A 20797-nucleotide genomic window follows, 5' to 3' on the forward strand; every position below is an offset into this window, starting at 1 on the left:
GGCGTGGAGTTCCTTCACCTGCTCCTCATTGAACTCGGGATTCTTTCTGCCACCGCGGTCAAACACGCCGGAGGCGCCCTCAAGGAGCGCACGTTTCCATTGATGGATCATCGTCGGATGCACCCCGAACCGGCTTGCCAGCTCGGCGGCGGTCTCCTCACCCTTCAAGGCTTCCAGCGCGACCTTCGCCTTAAATTCAGGCGCATGTTGTTTGCGTTTCGACATCTCTGATCTCCTTTTCGTCGAAGATCAGCAGACTGCAAATCGTAGCTTACGTCACTGTCCGAATTTCGAGGGGTAGCTCAGAGGATCCACTGTTGGCCATGCTTTGGATTTTTCCAAGTCGGAAGCCGTTCGACATGAACCGTTCTCGCAACTTCTTCGAAACAGGGGACAGCCAAGTCTTGATTGAATTTAGGGTTCACGCCTTGAATGGCGAGACGCCTATACTCAAGCGCACGATCTCGTGCCAGTGTCAGAGTGATGACATCGGCCCCGCCAAGACCGAAGTCAGTGCGCAAGGGTTTCCCCATGCGGTTGCGTTGCCCTTTAATGGTAACACGGACGATCCATCGCCGTGCCCCAGAAGGGTCAACAACTAAATAGAGCCCATTGCCGTCACCATGACGTCCAGGGCCCAGCGTGCGGACGAGATTCCTCGTCAGCCGACCGCTATTATAAGCCATGCTAGATACCTCATTTCATACCACGTAATGAAGAGCACCGAGCAAAACCGAAATTAGACGGTTGCAAACGATATTAGACGAAACGGTGCGTCCGTTCAGTACCTTAAAGGGTAGAACAGCACCTAACGCGAATCAATGATAATGGTGGGTGGCGGAGACGAAGGGATTCGAACCCTCGAGACCCTTCCGAGCCTACTCCCTTAGCAGGGGAGCGCCTTCGACCACTCGGCCACGTCTCCACCGACGCGTATAGCCAAGCAAACGTAGGGGATACAAGACAAAAGTCCCTGTTTTTTAAAATTTCTCATTTCGGGCGAAAAACGCTCGAAATGGCACAGAGAGGCACAGAATGGCACCCGATTTGGGAAAGTTTTGGTCAACTTCCCTTACAGCAAAAGCGTCTTGGGTGCCGTTTTGCGACACAATCTCACGCTATGGAGGACTGTAGCCCCGGCAATCGCTCAGCCAAGCTGATCAACCGATCCAGTCCAAATGGCACAGGGATTCACTATGTTTATTCTAGGAATGTTTTCCGGTGTGCCGATTGCGCACCCAGGTTCTCGTTATGATGAGATCCTCGATAAAGAAACCTGATCCAGGCATTGCAACGACCCAGGAAATTGAAGTGTACTTGGGGGTCAAGGGCGATAAGCGAAGAGAATTGTTTTTGATCTGGGGAGTTCTGAACCATCGGAAAGTCCTATGGTCTGAAATTTGGTCTTCAATTGGTTTGGATGCAATACAATACGAAGATCTGTGGCAGGATCTGAAAATGCCTCTTTGGAATAGCAAAGAGGTTACCGAGCTTACTGGTATTAGTGTCAGAACCATTAATCTTTGGTATAAGAAAGAAAAGTACCCTGAGCATTTTCCACATTCTATACGGCTCGGAGTAAGGAAAAAAGCATGGATACCACTTGAGGTGCTCACCTATAAGCAACCAACTGTCTATTCTAAAAAGGCCCAGAGAATTCGTAGACCTGTTGGTGTAGCTTGCCAGACTAAATCTCTGGCGCCAATCTTGCGGATTGATCTCTCTCCACTCGGGGGTGAACAGAAAATCAAGAAAAATGTTTCTTCATCTGGACGCTCGGCCAATCTTCCTATTGCCGCAAAAATAGAGAGGGCCGCCATGATTGCAACAATAGAAAAATTGGTCTCTGAAATCTACAGCAAAGAGGAAGCATTGACCTCACTAAACATGGATGCGGTAATTGATATGCTGCAGGTGGTGAATTGCCCCGAGTTTGTCGGAGACCATCAACTTAAGTAAGGATGATGGTTATGACAAAAAGTAAAATGGCAAATCGCTACTCGCCTGAGGTCCGCGCACGTGCGGTCCGAATGGTGTTTGAGCATCAAGGCTCCTACGAAACGCAGGCGGGCGCGATTGCGGCCATTGCACCCAAGATCGGCTGTATACCCCAGACCTTGAACGGATGGGTCAAGCAGGCCGAGAAGGATAGTGGTATGCGCGACGGCGTGACTACTGAAGAACGTGATCGGATTAAAACCCTCGAAAGGGAAAACCGGGAGCTACGCCAAGCCAATGAGATACTACGCAAGGCGTCAGCATATTTTGCACAGGCGGAACTCGACCGCCCACTGAAGCGATGATTGCCTTTATTGAAGATCAGCGTAGCGTTTACGGTGTCGAGTCGATCTGCAGGGTGTTGCCGATCGCGCCGTCAACATTTTATCACCGCCTCGCGTGTCGCGCGGATCCTTCCAAGGCATCAGCGCGACACCAACGGGATGCAGAGCTGCGGCCAGAGATTAAAAGGATCTGGGATGAAAATTATCAGGTCTATGGCATCCGAAAAACATGGCACCAATCGAAACGCGAGGGCTTTGAGGTTGCAAGATGCACGGTGCAACGGTTGATGAAACAGATTGGCATCCGTGGAGCTGTGCGGGGCAAGGTAGTTAAAACAACCGTTCCTAATTCATAAGCACCCAGTCCGCGCGACAAAGTGAACCGTGCATTCCGGGCCTCGGCGCCCAATCTGCTCTGGGTCAGCGACTTCACCTACGTGTCGACATGGCAAGGCTTCGTGTATGTGGGCGCTCGACCATTGTTCTCGAACCAATGGCGAACAAGGTCTCGCTCATTGATACATTCGCCGATCGCATCGTGGGCTGGCGGGTCTCACGTTCAGCCAAAACTGACTTTGTTCTCGATGCGTTGGAGCAAGCCTTGCATGATCGACGACCTGTTCATGAAAGCGGGTTGATCCATCATTCCGACCACGGCGGGCAATATTTGTCCATTCGCTATACTGAACGTTTAGCCGAAGCTGGTATTGAACCATCGGTCGGCAGCGTCGGGGATTCATACGACAACGCCCTCGCCGAGACGATTAACGGTCTCTATAAAACCGAACTCGTTCATCGCCAAGGGCCTTGGCGCAACATGCAAGATCTGGAAATGGCCACCCTCGGATGGGTCGACTGGTTCAATAATCGCCGCCTGCCCGCCCCAGAGGGCTGGCGCTTTGGCCATCTTAGTGCAATGCTCATATTGTGGAGTAACTTGGTTGGCATAAAGGGCGTCGGTCAGAACACGTTGCGCCCCCCCGCCGCTCGCGCTCATCGTTCACTCATAGTGGATTATTTCCTCTCTGCTATAGACTCCACACCCAACTCCCCCTATACACCGCCCATCTCACGGCCCCGGATTCGTTCTTGGGGCCCGTGATTTGTGTGGGACGAGGGTCACCAAGCCCTCGGCCTTAGACGAAAACGGGTCGTAGCGAACCGCTACATCACATGACCCAAAGCAAACGGAAGACAGAAACTATGGCACTTAAGTCGTACAAACCGACGACGCCTGGCCAACGTGGGTTGGTTCTGATCGACCGTTCGGAGCTTTGGAAAGGGCGTCCGGTCAAATCTCTCACCGAGGGTTTGACCAAGAATGGCGGCCGGAACAACACCGGACGGATCACGATGCGTCGCAAAGGCGGCGGGGCAAAACGTCTCTATCGTGTTGTCGATTTCAAACGGAACAAGTTTGACGTCGCAGCGACCGTGGAACGGATCGAATATGACCCGAACCGCACCGCGTTTATCGCGCTTATCAAATATGAAGACGGCGAACAGGCTTACATCCTGGCTCCGCAGCGTCTGGCAGTTGGCGACAAGGTTGTTGCTTCTTCCAAGGCTGACGTGAAGCCCGGCAACGCCATGCCGTTCTCCGGACTGCCGATTGGTACCATCGTGCACAACGTCGAGCTCAAGCCCGGCAAAGGCGGCCAGATCGCCCGTGCAGCAGGGACCTACGCCCAATTCGTTGGTCGTGACGGTGGCTACGCCCAGATCCGCCTTTCTTCTGGCGAACTGCGCCTCGTGCGTCAGGAATGCATGTGCACCGTCGGTGCCGTGTCCAACCCTGACAACTCCAACCAGAACTTCGGTAAAGCTGGTCGTAACCGCCACAAGGGCATTCGTCCCTCCGTGCGTGGTGTTGTTATGAACCCGATCGATCACCCCCACGGTGGTGGTGAAGGCCGGACCTCTGGTGGTCGTCACCCGGTTACGCCCTGGGGCAAGCCGACCAAAGGCGCAAAAACGCGCAACAAGAACAAGGCGTCCAGCAAGCTTATTATCCGCTCGCGTCACGCCAAGAAGAAGGGTCGCTAAGATATGGCACGTTCTGTCTGGAAAGGCCCGTTTGTGGACGCTTACGTCCTCAAGAAGGCCGAAAAAGCTCGCGAGAGCGGTCGCAACGAGGTCATCAAGATCTGGTCCCGCCGCTCCACCATCCTGCCGCAGTTCGTTGGTCTCACCTTTGGTGTGTACAACGGTCACAAGCATATCCCCGTCAACGTCTCGGAAGACATGATCGGTCAGAAGTTCGGTGAATATGCACCGACTCGGACCTACTACGGTCACGCCGCAGACAAGAAAGCGAAACGGAAGTAAGTCATGGGTAAGGTAGCAAATCCCCGTCGCGTGGCTGACAACGAAGCAATGGCGAAAACCAAAATGCTTCGCGTTTCGCCGCAGAAACTGAACCTCGTGGCTCAGATGATCCGTGGTAAGAAAGTGGACAAGGCCCTTACGGACCTCACTTTCTCCAACAAGCGTATTGCTGCAGACGTCAAGAAATGTCTGCAAAGTGCGATTGCCAATGCCGAGAACAACCACGGTCTCGACGTCGATGAACTCATCGTCGCCGAAGCTTGGGTCGGCAAAAACCTCACCATGAAGCGCGGTCGCCCGCGTGCCCGTGGTCGTTTTGGCAAGATCATGAAGCCGTTCGCGGAAATCACCATCAAGGTGCGTCAAGTTGAGGAGCAAAACTAATGGGTCATAAGGTTAACCCGATTGGCATGCGTCTCCAGGTCAACCGCACCTGGGATAGCCGCTGGTACGCCGACAGCAAGGATTACGGTGATCTTCTTCTCGAAGACATCAAGATCCGTGATTTCATCAAAGAAGAATGCAAGCAAGCCGGCATCAGCCGTGTGATCATCGAGCGTCCGCACAAGAAGTGCCGCGTCACGATCCACACTGCACGTCCGGGTGTCATCATCGGCAAGAAAGGCGCAGACATCGAAACCCTGCGCAAGAAAATCGCCACGATGACCGACTCCGAGCTGCACCTCAACATCGTTGAAGTGCGCAAGCCGGAGCTTGACGCCCAACTCGTTGCCGAGTCCATCGCGCAGCAACTTGAGCGCCGTGTGTCCTTCCGTCGCGCCATGAAACGCTCCGTGCAAAACGCCATGCGTATGGGTGCCCTCGGCATCCGCGTGAACGTTGCCGGTCGTCTCGGTGGTGCCGAAATCGCGCGTACCGAATGGTATCGCGAAGGTCGTGTGCCGCTTCACACCCTGCGGGCTGATATCGATTACGCCCACTCGGAAGCGACAACCGCCTACGGCATCATTGGCATCAAATGCTGGATCTTCAAAGGCGAGATTATGGAACACGATCCGCAGGCTCGTGACCGTCGCGCCGAAGAAGCTCAAGCTGGTCCGGCGCCTCGCGGCGACCGCGGCCGTCGCTAAGGAGATCTGAGACATGCTTCAGCCAAAGCGTACAAAATTCCGCAAAATGCACAAAGGCCGTATTCACGGTCAGGCAAAAGGCGGTTCCGAGCTGACCTTCGGCACATTCGGCCTCAAAGCTGTTGAGCCCGAGCGTATCACTGCGCGTCAGATCGAAGCTGCACGTCGTGCCATGACGCGTCACATGAAGCGTCAGGGCCGTGTCTGGATCCGTATCTTCCCCGACACCCCTGTGACCGCGAAACCGGTCGAGGTGCGTATGGGTAAAGGTAAAGGCTCTGTTGACCGTTGGGTCTGCAAAGTCAAACCGGGCCGCGTGATGTTCGAACTCGACGGTGTTTCGGAAGATGTTGCTCGTGAGGCTCTGCGCCTTGCTGCAATGAAACTTCCGATCAAAACCCGCACAGTGGTTCGCGAAGACTGGTAAGACGTGCCTTCCGCGAGAGCGGAGTGTCACAGGTGTGCCTTTGCTTTTCTTTGAAAGGCGATGAAAAAACCACCAGAGCAAAGATAGAAACCCCCGCCAAAGCAGTTGGCGGGGGTTTTTCTTTCTGCATATGCAAAGAGAGCCGGTTCAGGGCTTTAAGCTGCCCGCCCGCTCCACTATCTCTACGGCGAACTGACCCACAGAGGCCAAGATGCGCACACAGATTTCCGATTTCCTTGACCGTCCCATGACGCGTCACTTCATTATGGGAGTGATCCTGTTCAACGCCGTGATCCTCGGCCTTGAAACCTCCGGCAAGGTCATGGCGCGAGCAGGGTGGTTGATCGAGACGCTCGACATGATTTGCCTGAGCATCTTTGTTCTGGAACTGCTCGCCAAAATCTATGCGCAGGGGCCACGGTTTTTCCGCGACGGCTGGAACCTCTTTGACTTCGCCATTGTGGGGATTTCGCTCTCGCCGGTGGGGGAGGGGCTCTCCGTGCTCCGTGCCCTGCGTATCTTGCGGCTTTTGCGTGTGGTCTCGGTTCTGCCGAGCCTGCGTCGGGTGGTCGAAGCCTTCATCCTCGCGCTGCCGGGCATGGCCTCGGTCTTTCTGTTGACGGGGATCATCTTTTACATCGGCTCGGTGATCGCGACGAAGCTCTACGGCCCGACCTTCCCCGAATGGTTCGGCACGCTGGGCGCTTCTCTCTATACGCTCTTTCAGGTCATGACGCTGGAAAGCTGGTCGATGGGGATCGTGCGTCCGGTGATGGAGGTCCATCCGCAATCATGGCTGTTCTTTGTGCCCTTCATCCTGATCACGGCCTTCGCAGTGATGAACCTCGTTGTCGGTCTCATCGTCTCGACCATGCAGGACGCCCATGCCGAAGAAGAAAACGCCGCCACAGGGGATTACCGTGACGATGTGTTGGCGCGTTTGGAACGGATCGAGCGGGCTTTGGAACGGCGTTGAGGCCCTAGCGGCCCGCAATTGTGGGCGTTACTCGCCCCACTTGTAGTTAAAGCTCACCGAGACCCGATCGAATTCGGATTGGTTCATCATAACCTCGTGGCGCAGCCAGCTTTCCCATAGCAGGATGTCCCCCGCTTCCGGTGCCACATAGATGAAGTTCTGCATTTCGCGGCGCGCGTCTTTGATGCGGGCAGGCGCGGCCATCATCATGGCGTGGCGCGGATCTTCGAGACGCAGGCTGGAGGCCCCGTCCGGCATGGCCACATAGGTTGTGCCGGAGATCACGGAATGGGGGTGGATATGGGCGGAGTGATAGCCGCCTTCGGGCAGGATGTTGATCCAGAGGTCTTCGAGCACAAGCTTGCGGTCGCCCAGATCGAACTGCAAATCCTCGGCGAATTTTGCGACGTGCTGGTCGAGGCTTTCAACGATGTCCTTAAAGATCGGAAAGCGCCACGGCAGGTCGGTGAGCGAGGCGTAAGAGGTGTAACCCGGATAGCCTTTGTCCTCGCACCATCTCTGGCCGGCCTCGTCATCTTCGGCAATGGCGTAGCAGCTGTCGAACAACTCGTCCTGATCGACCTCGGGGGAGAATTCACCGAGTTTGGCTTTGTAAAGACGGGTGACGAAAAGGGATTCAATATCGGCCATGTTGCTCTCCGCTGAATGAGGGGGAGGCACTGGAGTGCCCTTTTGCCACATCGCATGTGCGCAGAAAAAGCGCAATCTCGGGATGAAATTTTCACTCGCAGCCCCATGTATAAAGCAAATAAACAGGAGGCCACACCATGACCAATGAAACCACGCTGAAGAACCTCAACACAGCACTCCAGATGGAGCTGAGCGCGGCGCACCAGTATCAGTTGCATGCCCATGTGCTTGACGACTGGGGGCTGGACAAGCTGGCCGATCAGATGCGCGAGGAATTTGAGGAAGAGACGGAGCATTCGAACCTTTTCCTTGAGCGGATGTTCGAATTGGGCGGCGAGCCGGAAATGGCATTTGCCACCACGCCGAAAGTTGCCAAGTCGCTGCAAGACATGTTCAACATGGACCTTGCCGACGAGAAAGAAGCCACCGAATTCTACACCAAGGCGGCGAAAGCGGCCTATGAGGCAGGCGATCTCAAGACCAAGAAACTGTTCGAGACCATCGCGATTGACGAGGTGGGGCATCAGAACTGGCTGGAGCTGCAGCTGAGCCTGATCGAGCGGATCGGGGAACAGAACTACGCCTCGAAATATGTCTCTGCTGGTGAGGCGGAAGAGGAATAAGGGTAAGCCTTCGGATTTGACCGTCCTTTGATAGTTTGTGAGACCCCGTGCCTTGGCGCGGGGTTTTGCTGATAAAGATGTGATGCGGCATAGGGTGCCGGAATGTTAAGGTGAGGTCATGAAATATATTGCCGCTTTTCTCCTCGCCGCGACACCGCTTGCCGCCGACCCTCCCGTGATCGAAGAAGTCAACGTCACCCGTTCGGGAGAGACGTGGCGCTTTGATGTCACGCTCTCGCATCCCGATACGGGGTGGGACCACTATGCCGACGGATGGCGGGTGCTGGATATGGACGGGGCTGAATTGGGCCACCGTGTCCTCACCCATCCGCATGTCCATGAGCAGCCCTTCACACGTTCCTTGTCTGGTGTGGACATTCCCGATGGCGTGAGTGAAGTGCAGATTGAGGCCCGCGACACGCTTGAGGGCTGGATGGGGACATATTATCCGGTGCAATTGCCGAATTAACCGGAGTTTGCAAGGGCGCGGGCATTCTGGCCCTTGCCAGCAAGGCAATACCCCCTTATAGGAACGCATCTCACAGATTCCCCGTCAGGGGATTCGTGTGCTTTGACATAACCCACCGGACTGAATGTCACCCCTAAAAAGGGCGCATTCCGGTGCTAACAGGAACCAAGGAGAGGCGAATTATGAACGCCCAAGAACTGCGTGCCAAAACGCCGGACGAGCTCAAGACCGAGCTTGCCAACCTGAAGAAAGAATCCTTCAACCTGCGCTTTCAGCAGGCCACGGGTCAGCTCGAAAATACCGCTCAGATCCGCAAAGCGCGCCGTGCGGCCGCTCGTGTGAAAACCATTCTGAACGAAAAAGCTGCATCTGCAGCCGAATAAGGAGCGACACCTATGCCGAAGCGTATTCTTTCCGGGGTCGTAACCTCGAACCAAAACGAACAAACTGTTACCGTGTCTGTTGAACGTCGTTTCAAACACCCGGTTCTGAAAAAGACCATCCGTAAGTCCAAGAAATACCGGGCTCACGATGAGAACAACCAATTCAACGTCGGTGACACCGTCCGCATCGTGGAATGTGCTCCGAAGTCGAAAACCAAGCGTTGGGAAGTGCTCGTTTAATCTGTGATTGAACAAGCCTCCTCCCAGCTTAATCGAAACCCTGGGGATCACGATCGCTGCAGGTCGCCCCAAAGGTCGGGAGAAACCGAATGATCCAGATGCAGACCAATCTGGATGTAGCTGACAACAGCGGCGCTCGCCGTGTTCAGTGCATCAAGGTCCTCGGCGGTTCACACCGTCGTTATGCCTCCGTGGGTGACATCATTGTGGTGTCGGTCAAGGAAGCAATTCCGCGTGGCCGTGTGAAAAAAGGGGACGTCCGCAAGGCCGTCGTCGTTCGCACCGCCAAAGAAGTCCGTCGTGAAGACGGGACAGCGATCCGTTTTGATCGCAACGCGGCCGTTATCCTCAACAACAACAACGAGCCGGTCGGCACCCGTATCTTCGGGCCGGTGGTTCGTGAGCTTCGCGCGAAGAACTTCATGAAGATCATCTCGCTCGCTCCGGAGGTGCTCTAATGGCTGCTAAGTTGAAAAAAGGCGACAAGGTCGTCGTGCTTGCCGGCAAAGACAAAGGCAAACAGGGTGAAATCACCACTGTGCTGCCCGCCAAAGGCAAAGCCATTGTGGAAGGCGTGAACATCGCCATCCGTCACGTGCGTGCTACGCAGGGCGATCAGGGCGGCCGCAAGCCGGTAGCTCTTCCGATCGATCTGTCGAACCTCGCGCTTCTCGACGCCAACGGCAAAGCCACCCGCGTCGGCTTCAAATTCGAAGGCGACAAAAAGGTGCGTTACGCCAAAACTACGGGAGACGTGATCTGATGCTCGATACCACCGATTACACCCCGCGTCTGAAGGCCGCATACAAGGACAGCATTCGTGCCGCTCTCAAAGAAGAGTTCGGTTACAAAAACGACATGCAGATCCCGCGTCTGGACAAAATCGTTCTCAACATCGGTTGCGGTGCTGAAGCTGTGCGTGATTCCAAAAAAGCGAAATCCGCTCAGGAAGATCTCTCGGCCATCGCCGGTCAAAAGGCACTCACCACGAAAGCCAAGAAATCCATCGCTGGTTTCCGCGTTCGTGAAGACATGCCGCTTGGCGCGAAAGTCACTCTTCGTGGCGACCGTATGTATGAATTCCTCGACCGTCTGATCACGATCGCTATGCCCCGCATCCGCGACTTCCGCGGTGTTTCCGGCAAATCTTTCGACGGCCGTGGCAACTACGCCATGGGCATCAAAGAGCATATCGTGTTCCCCGAGATCAACTTCGACAAAGTCGACGAAGTCTGGGGTATGGACATTGTCATCGCCACAACGGCGAAAACCGATGCTGAAGCAAAGAGCCTGTTGAAAGCTTTCAACATGCCTTTCAACAGCTGATCGCGCGAGGAGTTTAGAGAACATGGCTAAGAAATCCATGATCGCCCGTGAGCGCAAGCGCGAGAAGCTGGTGGCCAAATACGCCGCCAAGCGCGCTGCTCTCAAAGAGATCATCTATGATCAAGAGAAGCCGATGGAAGAGCGTTTCCGCGCTTCCCTGAAGCTTGCTGAACTGCCGCGCAACAGCTCGGCTACACGTCTTCACAACCGTTGTCAGCTGACCGGTCGTCCTCACGCTTACTACCGTAAGCTGAAGGTCTCCCGGATCATGCTGCGGGAACTTGGCTCCTTCGGCCAGATCCCCGGTTTGGTGAAATCGAGCTGGTAAGGGAGCACAGATAATGAACGATCCTATCGGCGATATGCTCACCCGTATCCGCAACGCTCAAATGCGTGGCAAATCCACCGTCTCCACCCCGGCTTCCAAGCTGCGGGCATGGGTTCTGGATGTGCTGCTCGATGAGGGTTACATCCGCGGTTACGAAAAAGGCACCGATTCCAAAGGTCATCCGAGCCTTGAAATCAGCCTCAAATACTTCGAAGGCACTCCGGTCATTCGCGAATTGCAACGGGTCTCCAAACCCGGCCGTCGCGTATACCTCGGTGTCAAGGACATCCCGTCGGTCCGTCAGGGCCTCGGTGTGTCGATTGTCTCCACCCCGAAAGGTGTGATGTCGGACGCAAACGCTCGTGCCAACAATGTTGGTGGCGAAGTGCTTTGCACCGTCTTCTAAGGAGGTCTTTCGATGTCTCGTATTGGTAAGAAACCGGTCGACCTGCCCAGCGGCGTAACTGCTTCTGTGTCCGGCCAGACCATTGAAGTGAAGGGCCCGAAAGGCTCTCACTCCTTCACCGCCTCGGACGATGTGACCCTCGCTGTCGAAGACAACGTGATCACCGTCACTCCGCGTGGCAAATCCAAGCGTGCCCGCCAGCAATGGGGCATGTCCCGCACTATGATCGGTAACATGGTTACCGGCGTGACCGACGGCTTCAAGAAAGAGCTGGAGATCAACGGTGTTGGTTATCGTGCCCAGATGCAGGGCAACACGCTTAAACTCAACCTGGGTTACTCCCACGAAGTGAACTTCGAGGTTCCCGCAGGCGTCACTGTGACTGCTGCGAAACCGACCGAAATCACTGTCGAGGGCACCGACCCGCAACTCGTCGGCCAAGTCGCGGCAAACATCCGTGAATGGCGCAAGCCCGAGCCCTACAAAGGCAAAGGTATCAAATATAAAGACGAGTATATCTTCCGCAAGGAAGGCAAGAAGAAGTAAGGACGCTCATCATGGCAAACAGCAAACGTACCCTGTTTCTGAAACGCCGCTTGCGCGTTCGGAACAAGCTTCGCAAGAACAATGTCGGCAAGCTTCGCCTGTCGATCCATCGTTCGAACAAGAACATCAGCGCTCAGCTGATCGACGACGTTCAAGGCAAAACCCTCGCCGCCGCCTCCACTATGGAGAAGGATCTCGGCATGGTTGGCAAGAACAACGTCGAAGCCGCGTCCAAAGTGGGAGCAGCGATTGCAGAGCGCGCGAAGAAAGCCGGTGTCGAAGAATGTTACTTCGACCGTGGTGGCTTCCTCTTCCACGGCAAGGTGAAGGCTCTCGCCGACGCTGCCCGTGAAGGTGGTCTGAAGTTCTAAGACTTGAGGAAGGGGGCCGGAAGGTCCCCTTCCCGATGATCCGGGGTTGTCCTTTCGGACGGCCACTTGGATCGAGTTAAACGGCGCCCCCACATGGGCCATGCGCCACCTGTTCAAAGGAAAGTTCTATGGCAGAACGTGATAACCGTCGGGGTCGCGATCGCGACGAAAACCCGGAATTCTCTGATCGTCTGGTCGCGATCAACCGTGTGTCCAAAACCGTAAAAGGTGGTAAGCGCTTCGGCTTTGCTGCTCTCGTGGTTGTGGGCGACCAAAAAGGCCGCGTCGGCTTCGGCAAAGGTAAAGCGAAAGAGGTCCCTGAGGCCATTCGTAAAGCCACCGAACAAGCAAAGCGCCAGATGATCCGCGTTGCTCTCAAAGAGGGCCGCACCCTGCACCACGACGTCGAAGGTCGTCACGGTGCCGGTAAAGTCGTCATGCGCACCGCACCGCAAGGTACTGGTATCATCGCCGGTGGTCCTATGCGTGCTGTGTTCGAAATGCTTGGTGTTCAGGACGTGGTTGCCAAATCTATTGGCTCGCAAAACCCGTATAACATGATCCGCGCCACGCTGGATGGTCTCAAGAAAGAGGCTTCCCCGCGTACCGTGGCTCAGCGCCGTGGCAAAAAAGTCGCCGAAATCCTCAAAAAGGATGAACCGGCCACTGAAACCGCTGACGCGTAAGGAGACTGAGACATGGCTAAAACCATCGTTGTGAAACAGATCGGCTCCCCGATCCGTCGCCCGGCCAAACAGCGCCAGACCCTTATCGGTCTCGGCCTGAACAAGATGCACAAAACCCGTGAGCTGGAAGATACGCCTTCCATCCGCGGCATGGTTGCATCCATCCCGCACCTCGTCGAAATCGTCGAGGAACGCGGCTGAGCGCAGCCCACGTTTATCGTGAGTTTATAATTTGAAACGCCCCTCTGGAGACAGCGGGGCGTTTTCTTTTGTCGTTTGGTTTCTGTGTGTTGACGCGCTCTGTGGCGGGGCGAAATGCCCGTCTGAAAAGCGGAAAAGTTAAAAAAAGGTGCAGTTTTAAAACTGCATGCATTTTGTGCATACCGGAGTCTCGCAAACTTGGGGATGTCATAGGGGCTGGTCACCTCTACATGAGCCTCACTCCTAAAGAGAACCCAGAAACACAGATTCGCGGGGCATGGGGCCCCGAGACAAAGGAACATAAAATGGCACATTACACCGATATCTCCCGCACCGCTGGCACCGGCCTCATTTCTGTTGTGCGCAACATGGTTGAAGGCATCCGTCTGAGCTTTGCCCGTCAACGTGCGTTCACGACCACCTACAACCAGCTTGATGCGCTTTCGGATCACGAACTGGCAGACATCGGTCTTTCCCGCGGTGACATTCTCGACATCGCACGCGAAACCGCAGCGCGCATCTGAGCCTGCAACCAGACACGTTCAAGTGACAGAGGACCTGACCATGCCACGCGCCGCCGCCTTCCCGTTCTTTCCGCGCCCTATCGCAGCACTCTCCCGCGCACTGAAAGCTCTGAGTGCCCATGAGCCGGTGCCTTGCTGGACCGAGTATCTGCGCAACACGCGCAACTGAAGCGGACCGCGAGCCGAGCGCTCGGACCCTCTGGACATGACATACACCCCGCAGGAAGCTGCGGGGTGTTTTGTTTTTGGGGAATAGGGGAGGGCTTCGGCTTTGATCTCTGTAGAGGTGCAGGTTCAGGTTAAAGGGATACCTTCGCCCAGACGCAATCATGATCGGCCAAGGGGCGGCCGTTCTTGTCGATGGAGGAGAGAATGCCTTTGTCGAGACACTGCACGTCACGCGCGGCGATCCAGTCGAGTTTCATCACGCGATCAGGATGCGGGGTGATGAGAGAGGGGCGTGTGGTCATGCCCTCCGCGGTGAAGCTCCAGTCATATCCGCGGCTCTCACCCAGTGCGAACAGCGTTTCATCACGGTGGTCGAAATTCGGCGGGATATGGTTTCCGGTGTTGAGATCCCCGCCGATCAACACAGGCATATCGGGCGCGAAGTCGTCCAGCGCGTCGAGAAGAATCTCGAACTGCCTGTGACGATGGGCCGGATTGGCGTTGCTTTCCAGATGGGTCGAGACCACGCAGATGTCCCCCTGCGCCGAGGGCAGGACAGCGGCAATCGCCATCCGTCCCCCAAGGCGGGGCTGGTCGGGGTCGGCGGCACCGTTGTCAGAGGCGAACCAATGACCGTGATCGTCGAGCCGGATCAGCGTCACCTTGTCGAGCGGCACGTTCGAGAGCACCGCATTGCCGTGCCATCCCAGCGCGTTGAAATCATCCGTGCAATAGGCGCGTTCAGTCGGGCCGCCCAGATCCATCTCGAAAAACTCGACACCGTAGGCGTAACGCATCCCGAGCGCTTCGGCGACCTCTTCGGTGGTGTGGCGCTGGCCGGTGCGGGCCATGCCGTGATCGACCTCGGAGAGCAGCACCACATCAGGAGTAAGTTGCGCGAGGTGCTCTGCGCTGTCTTGCGGGAACAGGCAGCGTTCGACATTCCATGCGGCGACGGTGAACTCGGTTGGAAGGCTGTCCTGTGGGGCCGCACCGCCAAGCTGCACCGCGTTCATCGCGAGAACATCGGCCATCATGGCGCGATGGGCCTCTGCCGTGCGAGGAGCGGACAGGAGGGCCTTTCGTTGGGAGGCGGTGACCTTGGGCAACGTGTCGAGAAGCGAGATCATGAGGCGACACTTTCGGTCTGTGTGCGCGGCTGTGTGGCCATCTGCGCGTCCATGCGTTTGCCGGTCTCGGGATGGAACAGGCGCAGGCGGTCGGGATGACAGGACAGGCGCAGTGGGCCTGTGTGTGCTTTGATCTCTTTGGTCAGGTGCACCGTCAGGCGCTGACCGTCGACCATGCCATGCAACAGGCGATGCGCACCCAGTTCTTCGACCAGTTCGACCTCCATATGCAGCTGGCCGTCGGGGTCGATGACGAGGTCTTCCGGTCGCACGCCCATCGTGACCGGCCCGCGATGATCCGCGTGCACGGGGAGGGAGAGACCCGCGAAGCTCAAATGCCCGCTGTCCAGTTCGCCTGCCACAAGGTTCATCGGCGGCGCGCCCATGAAAGAGGCCACAAAGGTCGAGGCGGGATTGTGGTAGATTTCCGCAGGCGTGCCGATCTGTTCGATCTTGCCGCTGTTAAGCACGATGATCCGGTCTGCCATGGTCATGGCTTCGACCTGATCGTGGGTGACGTAGACCGAGGTCACACCCAGACGCCGTTGCAACGCCTTGATCTCGATCCTCATCTGGTTGCGGAGCTTGGCATCAAGGTTCGACAGCGGCTCGTCGAAGAGAAACAGCGCCGGATCGCGCACAATGGCGCGGCCCATTGCGACACGCTGGCGCTGGCCACCGGACAGTTGCGCGGGTTTGCGGTCGAGATAGTCGGTGAGGTTGAGCATCTTTGCCGCCTCATCGACCTTTTGCGCAATGATGTCTTTGGGTGTTTTGCGGTTCTTGAGGCCATAGGCGATGTTCTTGCGCACGGTCATATGCGGGTAGAGCGCGTAGTTCTGGAACACCATTGCAATGTCCCGATCCGCCGGATCAAGCGTATTGACCACACGATCCCCGATCGAGAGCGCCCCGTCGGTGATGTCTTCCAACCCTGCGATCATGCGCAAGAGCGTGGACTTGCCACAACCGGAGGGGCCGACAAGCACCACGAATTCGCCATCGGGAATGTTGAAAGAGGCAGGAGAGACGGCCTCGACGCCATTGGGGTAGATTTTGCGGACAGAGTCCAACGTAACCTGAGCCATTGATTTAGTCCTTATTTGTCGGATTCCGTGAGGCCCTTGACGAACCAGCTCTGGAAAAAGATGACGACGGCCACGGGCGGGATCACGGAGATGATCGCCAGAACGTTCGCGCGTCCGTATTGCGGGATTTCATTGCCTTCGAGCACCTGAACGATCTGCTTGATGCCGCGCACCAGCGTGTACATGTCCTCTTCGGTGGTGATCATCGTGGGCCAGAGATACTGGTTCCAGCCATAGACAAACATGATGATGAACATCGCCGCGATCATGGTTTGCGAGAGCGGCACGAGAATATCGATGAAGAATTTCACCGGTCCGGCACCGTCGATGCGGGCGGCTTCCACAAGCTCTTCGGGCACAGAGCGGAAGAATTGGCGGAAAAAGAAGGTTGCGGTGGCCGATGCGATCAGCGGCACGATCAACCCTGTGTAGGTGTTGAGCAGGCCGAGTTTCTGGGTAATCTCGTAAGACGGCAGAATGCGGACCTCAAGCGGCAGCAAAAGCGTGGTGAAGATCAGCCAGAAGGCCAGTGTCGCAAAGCGCAGACGGAAATAGACAATCGCATAGGCGGCCATCATGCCAATGACGATCTTGCCAAAGGCAAAGCCGAGCCCGAGGATCAGAGAGTTCTTGAGCATCGACAGGCCGGTGTTGGCCCCTGAAAAGCCTGATGCTTCGAACATCGCCTTGCGGAAATTGTCATCAAGCTGGTCGCCGAAATAGAGCCCCGGCCCGTTCTTCATGGTTTCGAGGTCCGGGGTAGAGGCGGTTTGCAGCAACACCAGAAGCGGCAGGAGCATAAAGAGTGAGCCGGCAATCAGGATGGCATGGTCGCCTATGAGCGACCAGCGGATGCGGCGGCGGGTTGGGGCCGGAACGGCCACGGAAGAGGTGATATCAGCCATTGTCCTGCCTTATGTATAATGGATGCGTCGTTCGACCATGCGGAACTGGAACACGGTCAGAGCCAGAACCAGCACCATCAGGATCACGGATTGCGCCGAAGAGCCGCCGAGGTCATTACCACGGAACCCGTCGACATAGACCTTGTAGACAAGGGTCATCGGATTGTTGCTCGGTTCACCGCGCACGACCGTGTCGATCACGCCGAAAGTGTCAAAGAGCGCATAGGTGATGTTGATGATCAGAAGGAAAAATCCGGTCGGCGCGAGCAGCGGAAAGGTCACGTCCCAGAACCGACCGGAGGCGGAGCGGTTGTCGATCAACGCGGCCTCGCGCACGGCTTTCGGGATGGCCTGAAGCCCCGAGAGGAAAAAGATGAAATTCACGGGCACCTGTTTCCAGATCGAGATCATGATCATGGCAAAGGCGGTGTCGGAGTAATCCGCACCCATCTCGAACTCCCATCCGAAATGGCCGAACAGCTCCATAAGCGGGCCCCAGCGCTGGTTGAACAGGAGAAGCCCCATGAACCCCGCCACGGGAGGCGCCACCGCGTAGACCCACATCAGAAGTGTGCGATAGGTCTTGGCCCCGCGCAGCACGTTGTCGGCCTTGACCGCTAGCAAAAGCGCCAGCGCCAGAGAGAAGAACGTGACCAGAACGGTGAACAGCACGGTGAAATTGGCAACCTTCAGGTATTCGGAGGAATCGAACAGCGAGGTGTAATTCTCCAGCCCCACAAAGGTCTGGCCGAACCCGAACGGGTCTTGCAGGAAAAAGGAGGATTTCAGTGCATAGACAGCGGGCCAATAGAAGAAAACGGCGATGATCGTCAGCTGGGGCACCAGCAGCAGGATCGGCAGCCAGCGCGAGTCGAAACCGGCACGTTTCATGGGGGAACCTTTCTGGAAAGCCGACGGCCGCAAAAACTGCGGCCGCCGGACGTGTTGTTGAAAAGGGGGTTAGCCTTGTGTTTTGGCGAAGCGGGCGAGAAGGGCGTTGCCTTCTTTCTCGATGGTCGCCAGAGCATCTAAAAAAAAAGTTTCACCGGACAGGACACGGGACAATTCGCGGTTTTCCACGTCACGGATCTGAACGTAGAAGCCCATGCGATAGCCTTTGGTGTTGTCACCGGCTTGCAGCATCAACTGTTTCGGGCCGGTTTCGGCAGCGGGGAAACGGTCGTAGTGGCCATCGGCTTTGGCCAGCTCATAGGCGGCGGTCGTCACCGGAACGTAACCGGTTTCCTTGTGCCACATATATTGGACTTCTGCCGAGGTCAGGTAGCGGAAGAATTCGGCCGTGGCCTTGTTCTCTTCTGCGGATTTACCGGCCATAGCGAAGAGCGATGCGCCACCGATGAAGGTCTGGTAGCCCTCCGGCGTGATGCTTTCCCAATAGGGCAGATAGGTGGAGGCCCATTCGAACGGCAGGTCTTTGGCGGTCAGGCCACCGAAGTCACCCGAAGAACCGATATACATGGCGGCATTGCCGGCCTCGAACTGCGCCTGGTTGTCGGACCAGCCGGTGCCGAAGAAGCCGAAATAGCCTTCGTCAAGCCATTCCTTGACCTTGGTGAAGTGCATTTTCATCTCATCGGAGTTGATGAGAATTTCAGTGCCTTCTGCGCCGTCATAACCGTTGTTATTGGTCGCGAAGGGCAGGTTGTGACGGGAGTGGAAGTTCTCCACCATTTCCCAAGGCAGGTGCGTTTGCACGAGCGGGATGTAACCGGCGTCTTTGAGTTTCGGCGCAATGGCTTCGAACTCTTCATAGGTGCGCGGCGCTTCGACGCCGGCTTTTTCCAGAGCGTCGGCGTTGTAATACATCACCGGCGAGGAGGAGTTGAACGGCATGCCGATCATCTTGCCATCGGAGTCCGCGTAGAAATAGCGCACGCCCGCAATGTAGTCTTCGATGTCGAAATCGACGCCATTTTCGGAGAGCAGATCCTGCACCGGAACAGTGGCGCCCTTGGCCCCGATCACAGTGGCAGAGCCCGCATCGAACACTTGCATGATGTTCGGCTGTTCACCGGCACGGAAGGCGGCGATGCCGGAGGTCAGGGTTTCTTCGTAGGAGCCTTTGAACACAGGCGTGATTTTGTATTCGGCTTGGGACGCGTTGAAACCTTCGGCGATCTGGTTGACGGTTTCGCCGAGGTTGCCGCCCATAGCGTGCCACCATGTGATTTCGGTTTCCGCAAAAGCGGCGCCGCCCAAAAGGGCGAAAGCCGTTGCGGCGGCTGTGAATTTGGTCGTGTTCATCACACTGTCTCCGGTTTGAGCCCGCGTCGGGGCTTATTCATCCGTTTCGCGCCACACCCGTTGGGCGGCGCTCCGATCCTTCCCCCCTTGAGGAGAGACACAGAGCCAACAGCCCGAAAAATCTCCGGCCTGCATGGCTTTGCACAGGTGTTCGCCTACGCGCGTTTTGTGATGGTTCTGTGAAGCTTTTTTATCGGTATTGAAAAAATTACACACAACAGAGCTGATGCGGGCAAGCGACCGGGCGCGGTTGTGAAAGCGCTTTGGGGCAAAATGCTTCCGCATCGAAACTGATCATACGGCTCTGAAACTGCACGGGGTTTCAGCACGGCCCCGATTTCCGGCGGCTCACCTATAGGTTGTGGGGTGGTGGAAATGGCTGGAGTGTATCGTGGTGGGACCGGCTGATTGGTCTGCGGATCAGCGGACAGGAGGAGGGCGCAGACACTGCATTTGAAAGACCACATATGATACAGATATTGAATTACAGAGACCATATATCCGGTAAGAACCCCGACGGATTTGCCGCAGAACTCGGGTCGGCTTTTCGTCAGGAAGGTGTCTGCCTTTTGTCGGACCATGGCATTCCTCGCGGGCTGCTTCGGGATGTGCTGGGTGAGGCCAATGCCTTTTTCGCGTTGCCCGAGGCGGAGAAGGCTCCGCTGGACATTCGCCATTCGAATTGCAATCGCGGCTGGGCCGGGCCGGGTGTCGAGCGCGCAGGCGGTCAGGGTGGTGTTCCCCTGCGCAAAGAGAGCTTCAGCATTGGCCTTGATCTGCGCCCCGACGATCCGCGTGTTCTGGCCGGAGAGCCTTTCCGTGCGCCGAACCTCTGGCCTGAAGACGAGTTGTTCCGCGATGTGATGCGAGATTACTATAAGGAAATGCTGGGCCTCGGGCGCGGTCTCATGCGGGCGGTGGAGCGTGACCTCGACATGCCGCAAGGGTTCTTCCAGCCACATTTCTCCGAGCCGATGGCAACTCTACGCCTGTCACATACACCGAGTGACCCCGCCGCGCCCGATCAGCCCCTGTCGGAAGTGCCGCAATTCGACTACGGCGCTTTGACCATCGTGCTGACCGATGGCGTGGGCGGGATACAGTTTCGCACCCGTTCGGGGGAGTGGCAGGATATTCTGGAGGAGCCAGACACAGTGATGGTGATGGTCGGGGAGGTGCTCATGCGCTGGACCAACGGTCTCTACCGCGCTGCGCCGCACCGGCTCTTGCCGCCCGCCGAACCGCGCACATTGGCGGCATTCTACCTCGACCCTAACCCCGACAGCGTGATCGCGCCTCTGCCGAGCATGGTGGGCCAGCAATACCCGCCGGTGCGGGCGGCGGACTACCTGCGGGCGCGGCTTGATGACACATATGCCTGAA

Annotated in this window: 31 protein-coding genes, 1 tRNA gene, 1 pseudogene and 1 other annotated feature; of the genes and pseudogenes, 24 read left to right on the forward strand and 9 right to left on the reverse strand. The window is 56.6% G+C overall.

The genetic code is table 11. The annotated features are described in order from the left end of the window. The 3 genes from BM152_RS19550 to BM152_RS13230 form a co-directional block, all read right to left on the reverse strand. On the reverse strand, positions 1-225 hold a 225-nt coding region (locus BM152_RS19550), incomplete at its 3' end, for an IS3 family transposase (protein ID WP_066608544.1). Between the two features lie 77 nt (positions 226-302). Further along, complete coding sequence (locus tag BM152_RS13225; RefSeq protein ID WP_082715463.1) at positions 303-686, reverse strand: Arm DNA-binding domain-containing protein; 384 nt, start codon at positions 684-686, stop codon at positions 303-305. A gap of 149 nt (positions 687-835) precedes the next feature. Continuing rightward, a tRNA-Ser gene (locus BM152_RS13230) sits at positions 836-925 on the reverse strand. A gap of 326 nt (positions 926-1251) precedes the next feature. Here BM152_RS13230 and BM152_RS13235 point away from each other — a divergent pair. From BM152_RS13235 to BM152_RS13275, 8 genes and pseudogenes are all read left to right on the forward strand, one after another. Then, positions 1252-1959, forward strand: a complete 708-nt coding sequence (locus tag BM152_RS13235; protein WP_066608553.1) for a helix-turn-helix transcriptional regulator — start codon at positions 1252-1254, stop codon at positions 1957-1959. An 11-nt stretch (positions 1960-1970) separates the two neighbouring features. Next, a pseudogene (locus BM152_RS13245) lies at positions 1971-3384 on the forward strand (IS3 family transposase). Beyond that, positions 2258-2374: a sequence feature (AL1L pseudoknot), on the forward strand. Its footprint overlaps the pseudogene before it by 117 nt. 101 nt (positions 3385-3485) lie before the next feature. Beyond that, the gene (rplB, locus tag BM152_RS13250) at positions 3486-4328 is read left to right on the forward strand and encodes a 50S ribosomal protein L2 (RefSeq protein ID WP_066608561.1); all 843 of its coding nucleotides are present in this window, start codon (positions 3486-3488) and stop codon (positions 4326-4328) included. A 3-nt stretch (positions 4329-4331) separates the two neighbouring features. Then, positions 4332-4610 (forward strand): 30S ribosomal protein S19, encoded by a 279-nt coding sequence (gene rpsS / locus BM152_RS13255; protein WP_066608563.1) that lies wholly within the window; start codon positions 4332-4334, stop codon positions 4608-4610. Positions 4611-4613: 3 nt separating this feature from the next. Beyond that, positions 4614-4994: a 50S ribosomal protein L22 gene (gene rplV / locus BM152_RS13260; RefSeq protein WP_066608564.1), complete on the forward strand. Its 381-nt coding sequence runs from the start codon at positions 4614-4616 to the stop codon at positions 4992-4994. Next, a complete protein-coding gene (gene rpsC, locus BM152_RS13265) occupies positions 4994-5701 on the forward strand; it encodes a 30S ribosomal protein S3 (RefSeq protein WP_066608566.1) in 708 nt (235 codons plus the stop codon). Before rplV ends, rpsC begins: the two co-directional genes overlap by 1 nt. A gap of 13 nt (positions 5702-5714) precedes the next feature. Further along, positions 5715-6128, forward strand: a complete 414-nt coding sequence (gene rplP / locus BM152_RS13270; RefSeq protein ID WP_066608572.1) for a 50S ribosomal protein L16 — start codon at positions 5715-5717, stop codon at positions 6126-6128. A 211-nt stretch (positions 6129-6339) separates the two neighbouring features. Then, the gene (locus BM152_RS13275) at positions 6340-7104 is read left to right on the forward strand and encodes an ion transporter (protein ID WP_066608574.1); all 765 of its coding nucleotides are present in this window, start codon (positions 6340-6342) and stop codon (positions 7102-7104) included. Between the two features lie 27 nt (positions 7105-7131). Here the strand turns inward: BM152_RS13275 and BM152_RS13280 are convergent, their stop codons facing one another. Continuing rightward, positions 7132-7755: a TIGR02466 family protein gene (locus tag BM152_RS13280; protein ID WP_066608581.1), complete on the reverse strand. Its 624-nt coding sequence runs from the start codon at positions 7753-7755 to the stop codon at positions 7132-7134. A 137-nt stretch (positions 7756-7892) separates the two neighbouring features. Here BM152_RS13280 and BM152_RS13285 point away from each other — a divergent pair, with 137 nt between their 5' ends. The 15 genes from BM152_RS13285 to BM152_RS19645 all read left to right on the forward strand — a co-directional run bounded on the left by BM152_RS13285 (position 7893) and on the right by BM152_RS19645 (position 14027). Beyond that, positions 7893-8378 (forward strand): bacterioferritin, encoded by a 486-nt coding sequence (locus tag BM152_RS13285; RefSeq protein WP_066608585.1) that lies wholly within the window; start codon positions 7893-7895, stop codon positions 8376-8378. Between the two features lie 118 nt (positions 8379-8496). Continuing rightward, a complete protein-coding gene (locus BM152_RS13290; protein ID WP_066608591.1) occupies positions 8497-8847 on the forward strand; it encodes a hypothetical protein in 351 nt (116 codons plus the stop codon). A gap of 182 nt (positions 8848-9029) precedes the next feature. Next, positions 9030-9230: a 50S ribosomal protein L29 gene (gene rpmC / locus BM152_RS13295; RefSeq protein ID WP_066608599.1), complete on the forward strand. Its 201-nt coding sequence runs from the start codon at positions 9030-9032 to the stop codon at positions 9228-9230. Between the two features lie 12 nt (positions 9231-9242). Next, complete coding sequence (gene rpsQ / locus BM152_RS13300; RefSeq protein ID WP_066608601.1) at positions 9243-9470, forward strand: 30S ribosomal protein S17; 228 nt, start codon at positions 9243-9245, stop codon at positions 9468-9470. Between the two features lie 89 nt (positions 9471-9559). After that, on the forward strand, positions 9560-9928 hold the full coding sequence (gene rplN, locus BM152_RS13305; protein ID WP_009574016.1) for a 50S ribosomal protein L14: 369 nt from the start codon (positions 9560-9562) through the stop codon (positions 9926-9928). Beyond that, entirely contained in the window at positions 9928-10233 is a 306-nt protein-coding gene (gene rplX / locus BM152_RS13310; protein WP_066608603.1) for a 50S ribosomal protein L24, read from the forward strand. Before rplN ends, rplX begins: the two co-directional genes overlap by 1 nt. Continuing rightward, positions 10233-10796: a 50S ribosomal protein L5 gene (rplE, locus tag BM152_RS13315; RefSeq protein ID WP_066608609.1), complete on the forward strand. Its 564-nt coding sequence runs from the start codon at positions 10233-10235 to the stop codon at positions 10794-10796. The genes rplX and rplE overlap by 1 nt, the downstream gene beginning before the upstream one ends. 22 nt (positions 10797-10818) lie before the next feature. After that, positions 10819-11124, forward strand: a complete 306-nt coding sequence (gene rpsN / locus BM152_RS13320; RefSeq protein ID WP_066608612.1) for a 30S ribosomal protein S14 — start codon at positions 10819-10821, stop codon at positions 11122-11124. A gap of 13 nt (positions 11125-11137) precedes the next feature. Then, entirely contained in the window at positions 11138-11530 is a 393-nt protein-coding gene (rpsH, locus tag BM152_RS13325) for a 30S ribosomal protein S8 (protein WP_066608614.1), read from the forward strand. A gap of 12 nt (positions 11531-11542) precedes the next feature. Further along, the gene (gene rplF / locus BM152_RS13330) at positions 11543-12076 is read left to right on the forward strand and encodes a 50S ribosomal protein L6 (RefSeq protein ID WP_066608617.1); all 534 of its coding nucleotides are present in this window, start codon (positions 11543-11545) and stop codon (positions 12074-12076) included. A gap of 11 nt (positions 12077-12087) precedes the next feature. Then, positions 12088-12447 carry a 50S ribosomal protein L18 gene (gene rplR, locus BM152_RS13335; protein WP_066608620.1) on the forward strand — a complete coding sequence of 120 codons (360 nt, stop codon included), beginning with the start codon at positions 12088-12090 and terminating at the stop codon, positions 12445-12447. A gap of 128 nt (positions 12448-12575) precedes the next feature. After that, positions 12576-13133, forward strand: coding sequence for a 30S ribosomal protein S5 (gene rpsE, locus BM152_RS13340; protein WP_066608623.1), 558 nt, complete (start codon positions 12576-12578; stop codon positions 13131-13133). A 12-nt stretch (positions 13134-13145) separates the two neighbouring features. Beyond that, positions 13146-13334, forward strand: a complete 189-nt coding sequence (gene rpmD, locus BM152_RS13345; protein ID WP_066608627.1) for a 50S ribosomal protein L30 — start codon at positions 13146-13148, stop codon at positions 13332-13334. A gap of 305 nt (positions 13335-13639) precedes the next feature. Then, on the forward strand, positions 13640-13858 hold the full coding sequence (locus tag BM152_RS13350; RefSeq protein ID WP_066608629.1) for a DUF1127 domain-containing protein: 219 nt from the start codon (positions 13640-13642) through the stop codon (positions 13856-13858). Between the two features lie 40 nt (positions 13859-13898). Then, a complete protein-coding gene (locus BM152_RS19645; protein ID WP_269446564.1) occupies positions 13899-14027 on the forward strand; it encodes a hypothetical protein in 129 nt (42 codons plus the stop codon). A 130-nt stretch (positions 14028-14157) separates the two neighbouring features. Here the strand turns inward: BM152_RS19645 and BM152_RS13355 are convergent, their stop codons facing one another. From BM152_RS13355 to BM152_RS13375, 5 genes are all read right to left on the reverse strand, one after another. Then, on the reverse strand, positions 14158-15156 hold the full coding sequence (locus BM152_RS13355; protein WP_066608630.1) for an endonuclease/exonuclease/phosphatase family protein: 999 nt from the start codon (positions 15154-15156) through the stop codon (positions 14158-14160). Further along, the gene (locus tag BM152_RS13360; protein ID WP_066608633.1) at positions 15153-16244 is read right to left on the reverse strand and encodes an ABC transporter ATP-binding protein; all 1092 of its coding nucleotides are present in this window, start codon (positions 16242-16244) and stop codon (positions 15153-15155) included. The genes BM152_RS13355 and BM152_RS13360 overlap by 4 nt, the downstream gene beginning before the upstream one ends. A gap of 11 nt (positions 16245-16255) precedes the next feature. After that, the gene (locus tag BM152_RS13365; protein WP_066608635.1) at positions 16256-17149 is read right to left on the reverse strand and encodes an ABC transporter permease subunit; all 894 of its coding nucleotides are present in this window, start codon (positions 17147-17149) and stop codon (positions 16256-16258) included. Between the two features lie 9 nt (positions 17150-17158). Continuing rightward, positions 17159-18040 carry an ABC transporter permease subunit gene (locus BM152_RS13370; protein WP_066608636.1) on the reverse strand — a complete coding sequence of 294 codons (882 nt, stop codon included), beginning with the start codon at positions 18038-18040 and terminating at the stop codon, positions 17159-17161. Positions 18041-18109: 69 nt separating this feature from the next. Continuing rightward, positions 18110-19414, reverse strand: a complete 1305-nt coding sequence (locus BM152_RS13375; protein WP_074914326.1) for an extracellular solute-binding protein — start codon at positions 19412-19414, stop codon at positions 18110-18112. A gap of 467 nt (positions 19415-19881) precedes the next feature. Here BM152_RS13375 and BM152_RS13380 point away from each other — a divergent pair, with 467 nt between their 5' ends. Continuing rightward, positions 19882-20796, forward strand: a complete 915-nt coding sequence (locus tag BM152_RS13380) for an isopenicillin N synthase family dioxygenase (protein WP_066608640.1) — start codon at positions 19882-19884, stop codon at positions 20794-20796. Position 20797: the final 1 nt, after the last annotated feature.

The sequence above is a fragment of the Celeribacter halophilus genome, from assembly GCF_900114135.1.
GTDB lineage: Bacteria > Pseudomonadota > Alphaproteobacteria > Rhodobacterales > Rhodobacteraceae > Celeribacter > Celeribacter halophilus.

What these genes read in the sequence shown, in the direction of transcription:
- BM152_RS13225 (WP_082715463.1), bottom strand. Translation starts at nt 686, where the DNA reads ATGGCTTATAATAGCGGTCGGCTGACGAGGAATCTCGTCCGCACGCTG.
- BM152_RS13235 (WP_066608553.1), top strand. Translation starts at nt 1,252, where the DNA reads ATGATGAGATCCTCGATAAAGAAACCTGATCCAGGCATTGCAACGACC.
- rplB (WP_066608561.1), top strand. Translation starts at nt 3,486, where the DNA reads ATGGCACTTAAGTCGTACAAACCGACGACGCCTGGCCAACGTGGGTTG.
- rpsS (WP_066608563.1), top strand. Translation starts at nt 4,332, where the DNA reads ATGGCACGTTCTGTCTGGAAAGGCCCGTTTGTGGACGCTTACGTCCTC.
- rplV (WP_066608564.1), top strand. Translation starts at nt 4,614, where the DNA reads ATGGGTAAGGTAGCAAATCCCCGTCGCGTGGCTGACAACGAAGCAATG.
- rpsC (WP_066608566.1), top strand. Translation starts at nt 4,994, where the DNA reads ATGGGTCATAAGGTTAACCCGATTGGCATGCGTCTCCAGGTCAACCGC.
- rplP (WP_066608572.1), top strand. Translation starts at nt 5,715, where the DNA reads ATGCTTCAGCCAAAGCGTACAAAATTCCGCAAAATGCACAAAGGCCGT.
- BM152_RS13275 (WP_066608574.1), top strand. Translation starts at nt 6,340, where the DNA reads ATGCGCACACAGATTTCCGATTTCCTTGACCGTCCCATGACGCGTCAC.
- BM152_RS13280 (WP_066608581.1), bottom strand. Translation starts at nt 7,755, where the DNA reads ATGGCCGATATTGAATCCCTTTTCGTCACCCGTCTTTACAAAGCCAAA.
- BM152_RS13285 (WP_066608585.1), top strand. Translation starts at nt 7,893, where the DNA reads ATGACCAATGAAACCACGCTGAAGAACCTCAACACAGCACTCCAGATG.
- BM152_RS13290 (WP_066608591.1), top strand. Translation starts at nt 8,497, where the DNA reads ATGAAATATATTGCCGCTTTTCTCCTCGCCGCGACACCGCTTGCCGCC.
- rpmC (WP_066608599.1), top strand. Translation starts at nt 9,030, where the DNA reads ATGAACGCCCAAGAACTGCGTGCCAAAACGCCGGACGAGCTCAAGACC.
- rpsQ (WP_066608601.1), top strand. Translation starts at nt 9,243, where the DNA reads ATGCCGAAGCGTATTCTTTCCGGGGTCGTAACCTCGAACCAAAACGAA.
- rplN (WP_009574016.1), top strand. Translation starts at nt 9,560, where the DNA reads ATGATCCAGATGCAGACCAATCTGGATGTAGCTGACAACAGCGGCGCT.
- rplX (WP_066608603.1), top strand. Translation starts at nt 9,928, where the DNA reads ATGGCTGCTAAGTTGAAAAAAGGCGACAAGGTCGTCGTGCTTGCCGGC.
- rplE (WP_066608609.1), top strand. Translation starts at nt 10,233, where the DNA reads ATGCTCGATACCACCGATTACACCCCGCGTCTGAAGGCCGCATACAAG.
- rpsN (WP_066608612.1), top strand. Translation starts at nt 10,819, where the DNA reads ATGGCTAAGAAATCCATGATCGCCCGTGAGCGCAAGCGCGAGAAGCTG.
- rpsH (WP_066608614.1), top strand. Translation starts at nt 11,138, where the DNA reads ATGAACGATCCTATCGGCGATATGCTCACCCGTATCCGCAACGCTCAA.
- rplF (WP_066608617.1), top strand. Translation starts at nt 11,543, where the DNA reads ATGTCTCGTATTGGTAAGAAACCGGTCGACCTGCCCAGCGGCGTAACT.
- rplR (WP_066608620.1), top strand. Translation starts at nt 12,088, where the DNA reads ATGGCAAACAGCAAACGTACCCTGTTTCTGAAACGCCGCTTGCGCGTT.
- rpsE (WP_066608623.1), top strand. Translation starts at nt 12,576, where the DNA reads ATGGCAGAACGTGATAACCGTCGGGGTCGCGATCGCGACGAAAACCCG.
- rpmD (WP_066608627.1), top strand. Translation starts at nt 13,146, where the DNA reads ATGGCTAAAACCATCGTTGTGAAACAGATCGGCTCCCCGATCCGTCGC.
- BM152_RS13350 (WP_066608629.1), top strand. Translation starts at nt 13,640, where the DNA reads ATGGCACATTACACCGATATCTCCCGCACCGCTGGCACCGGCCTCATT.
- BM152_RS19645 (WP_269446564.1), top strand. Translation starts at nt 13,899, where the DNA reads ATGCCACGCGCCGCCGCCTTCCCGTTCTTTCCGCGCCCTATCGCAGCA.
- BM152_RS13355 (WP_066608630.1), bottom strand. Translation starts at nt 15,156, where the DNA reads ATGATCTCGCTTCTCGACACGTTGCCCAAGGTCACCGCCTCCCAACGA.
- BM152_RS13360 (WP_066608633.1), bottom strand. Translation starts at nt 16,244, where the DNA reads ATGGCTCAGGTTACGTTGGACTCTGTCCGCAAAATCTACCCCAATGGC.
- BM152_RS13365 (WP_066608635.1), bottom strand. Translation starts at nt 17,149, where the DNA reads ATGGCTGATATCACCTCTTCCGTGGCCGTTCCGGCCCCAACCCGCCGC.
- BM152_RS13370 (WP_066608636.1), bottom strand. Translation starts at nt 18,040, where the DNA reads ATGAAACGTGCCGGTTTCGACTCGCGCTGGCTGCCGATCCTGCTGCTG.
- BM152_RS13375 (WP_074914326.1), bottom strand. Translation starts at nt 19,414, where the DNA reads ATGAACACGACCAAATTCACAGCCGCCGCAACGGCTTTCGCCCTTTTG.
- BM152_RS13380 (WP_066608640.1), top strand. Translation starts at nt 19,882, where the DNA reads ATGATACAGATATTGAATTACAGAGACCATATATCCGGTAAGAACCCC.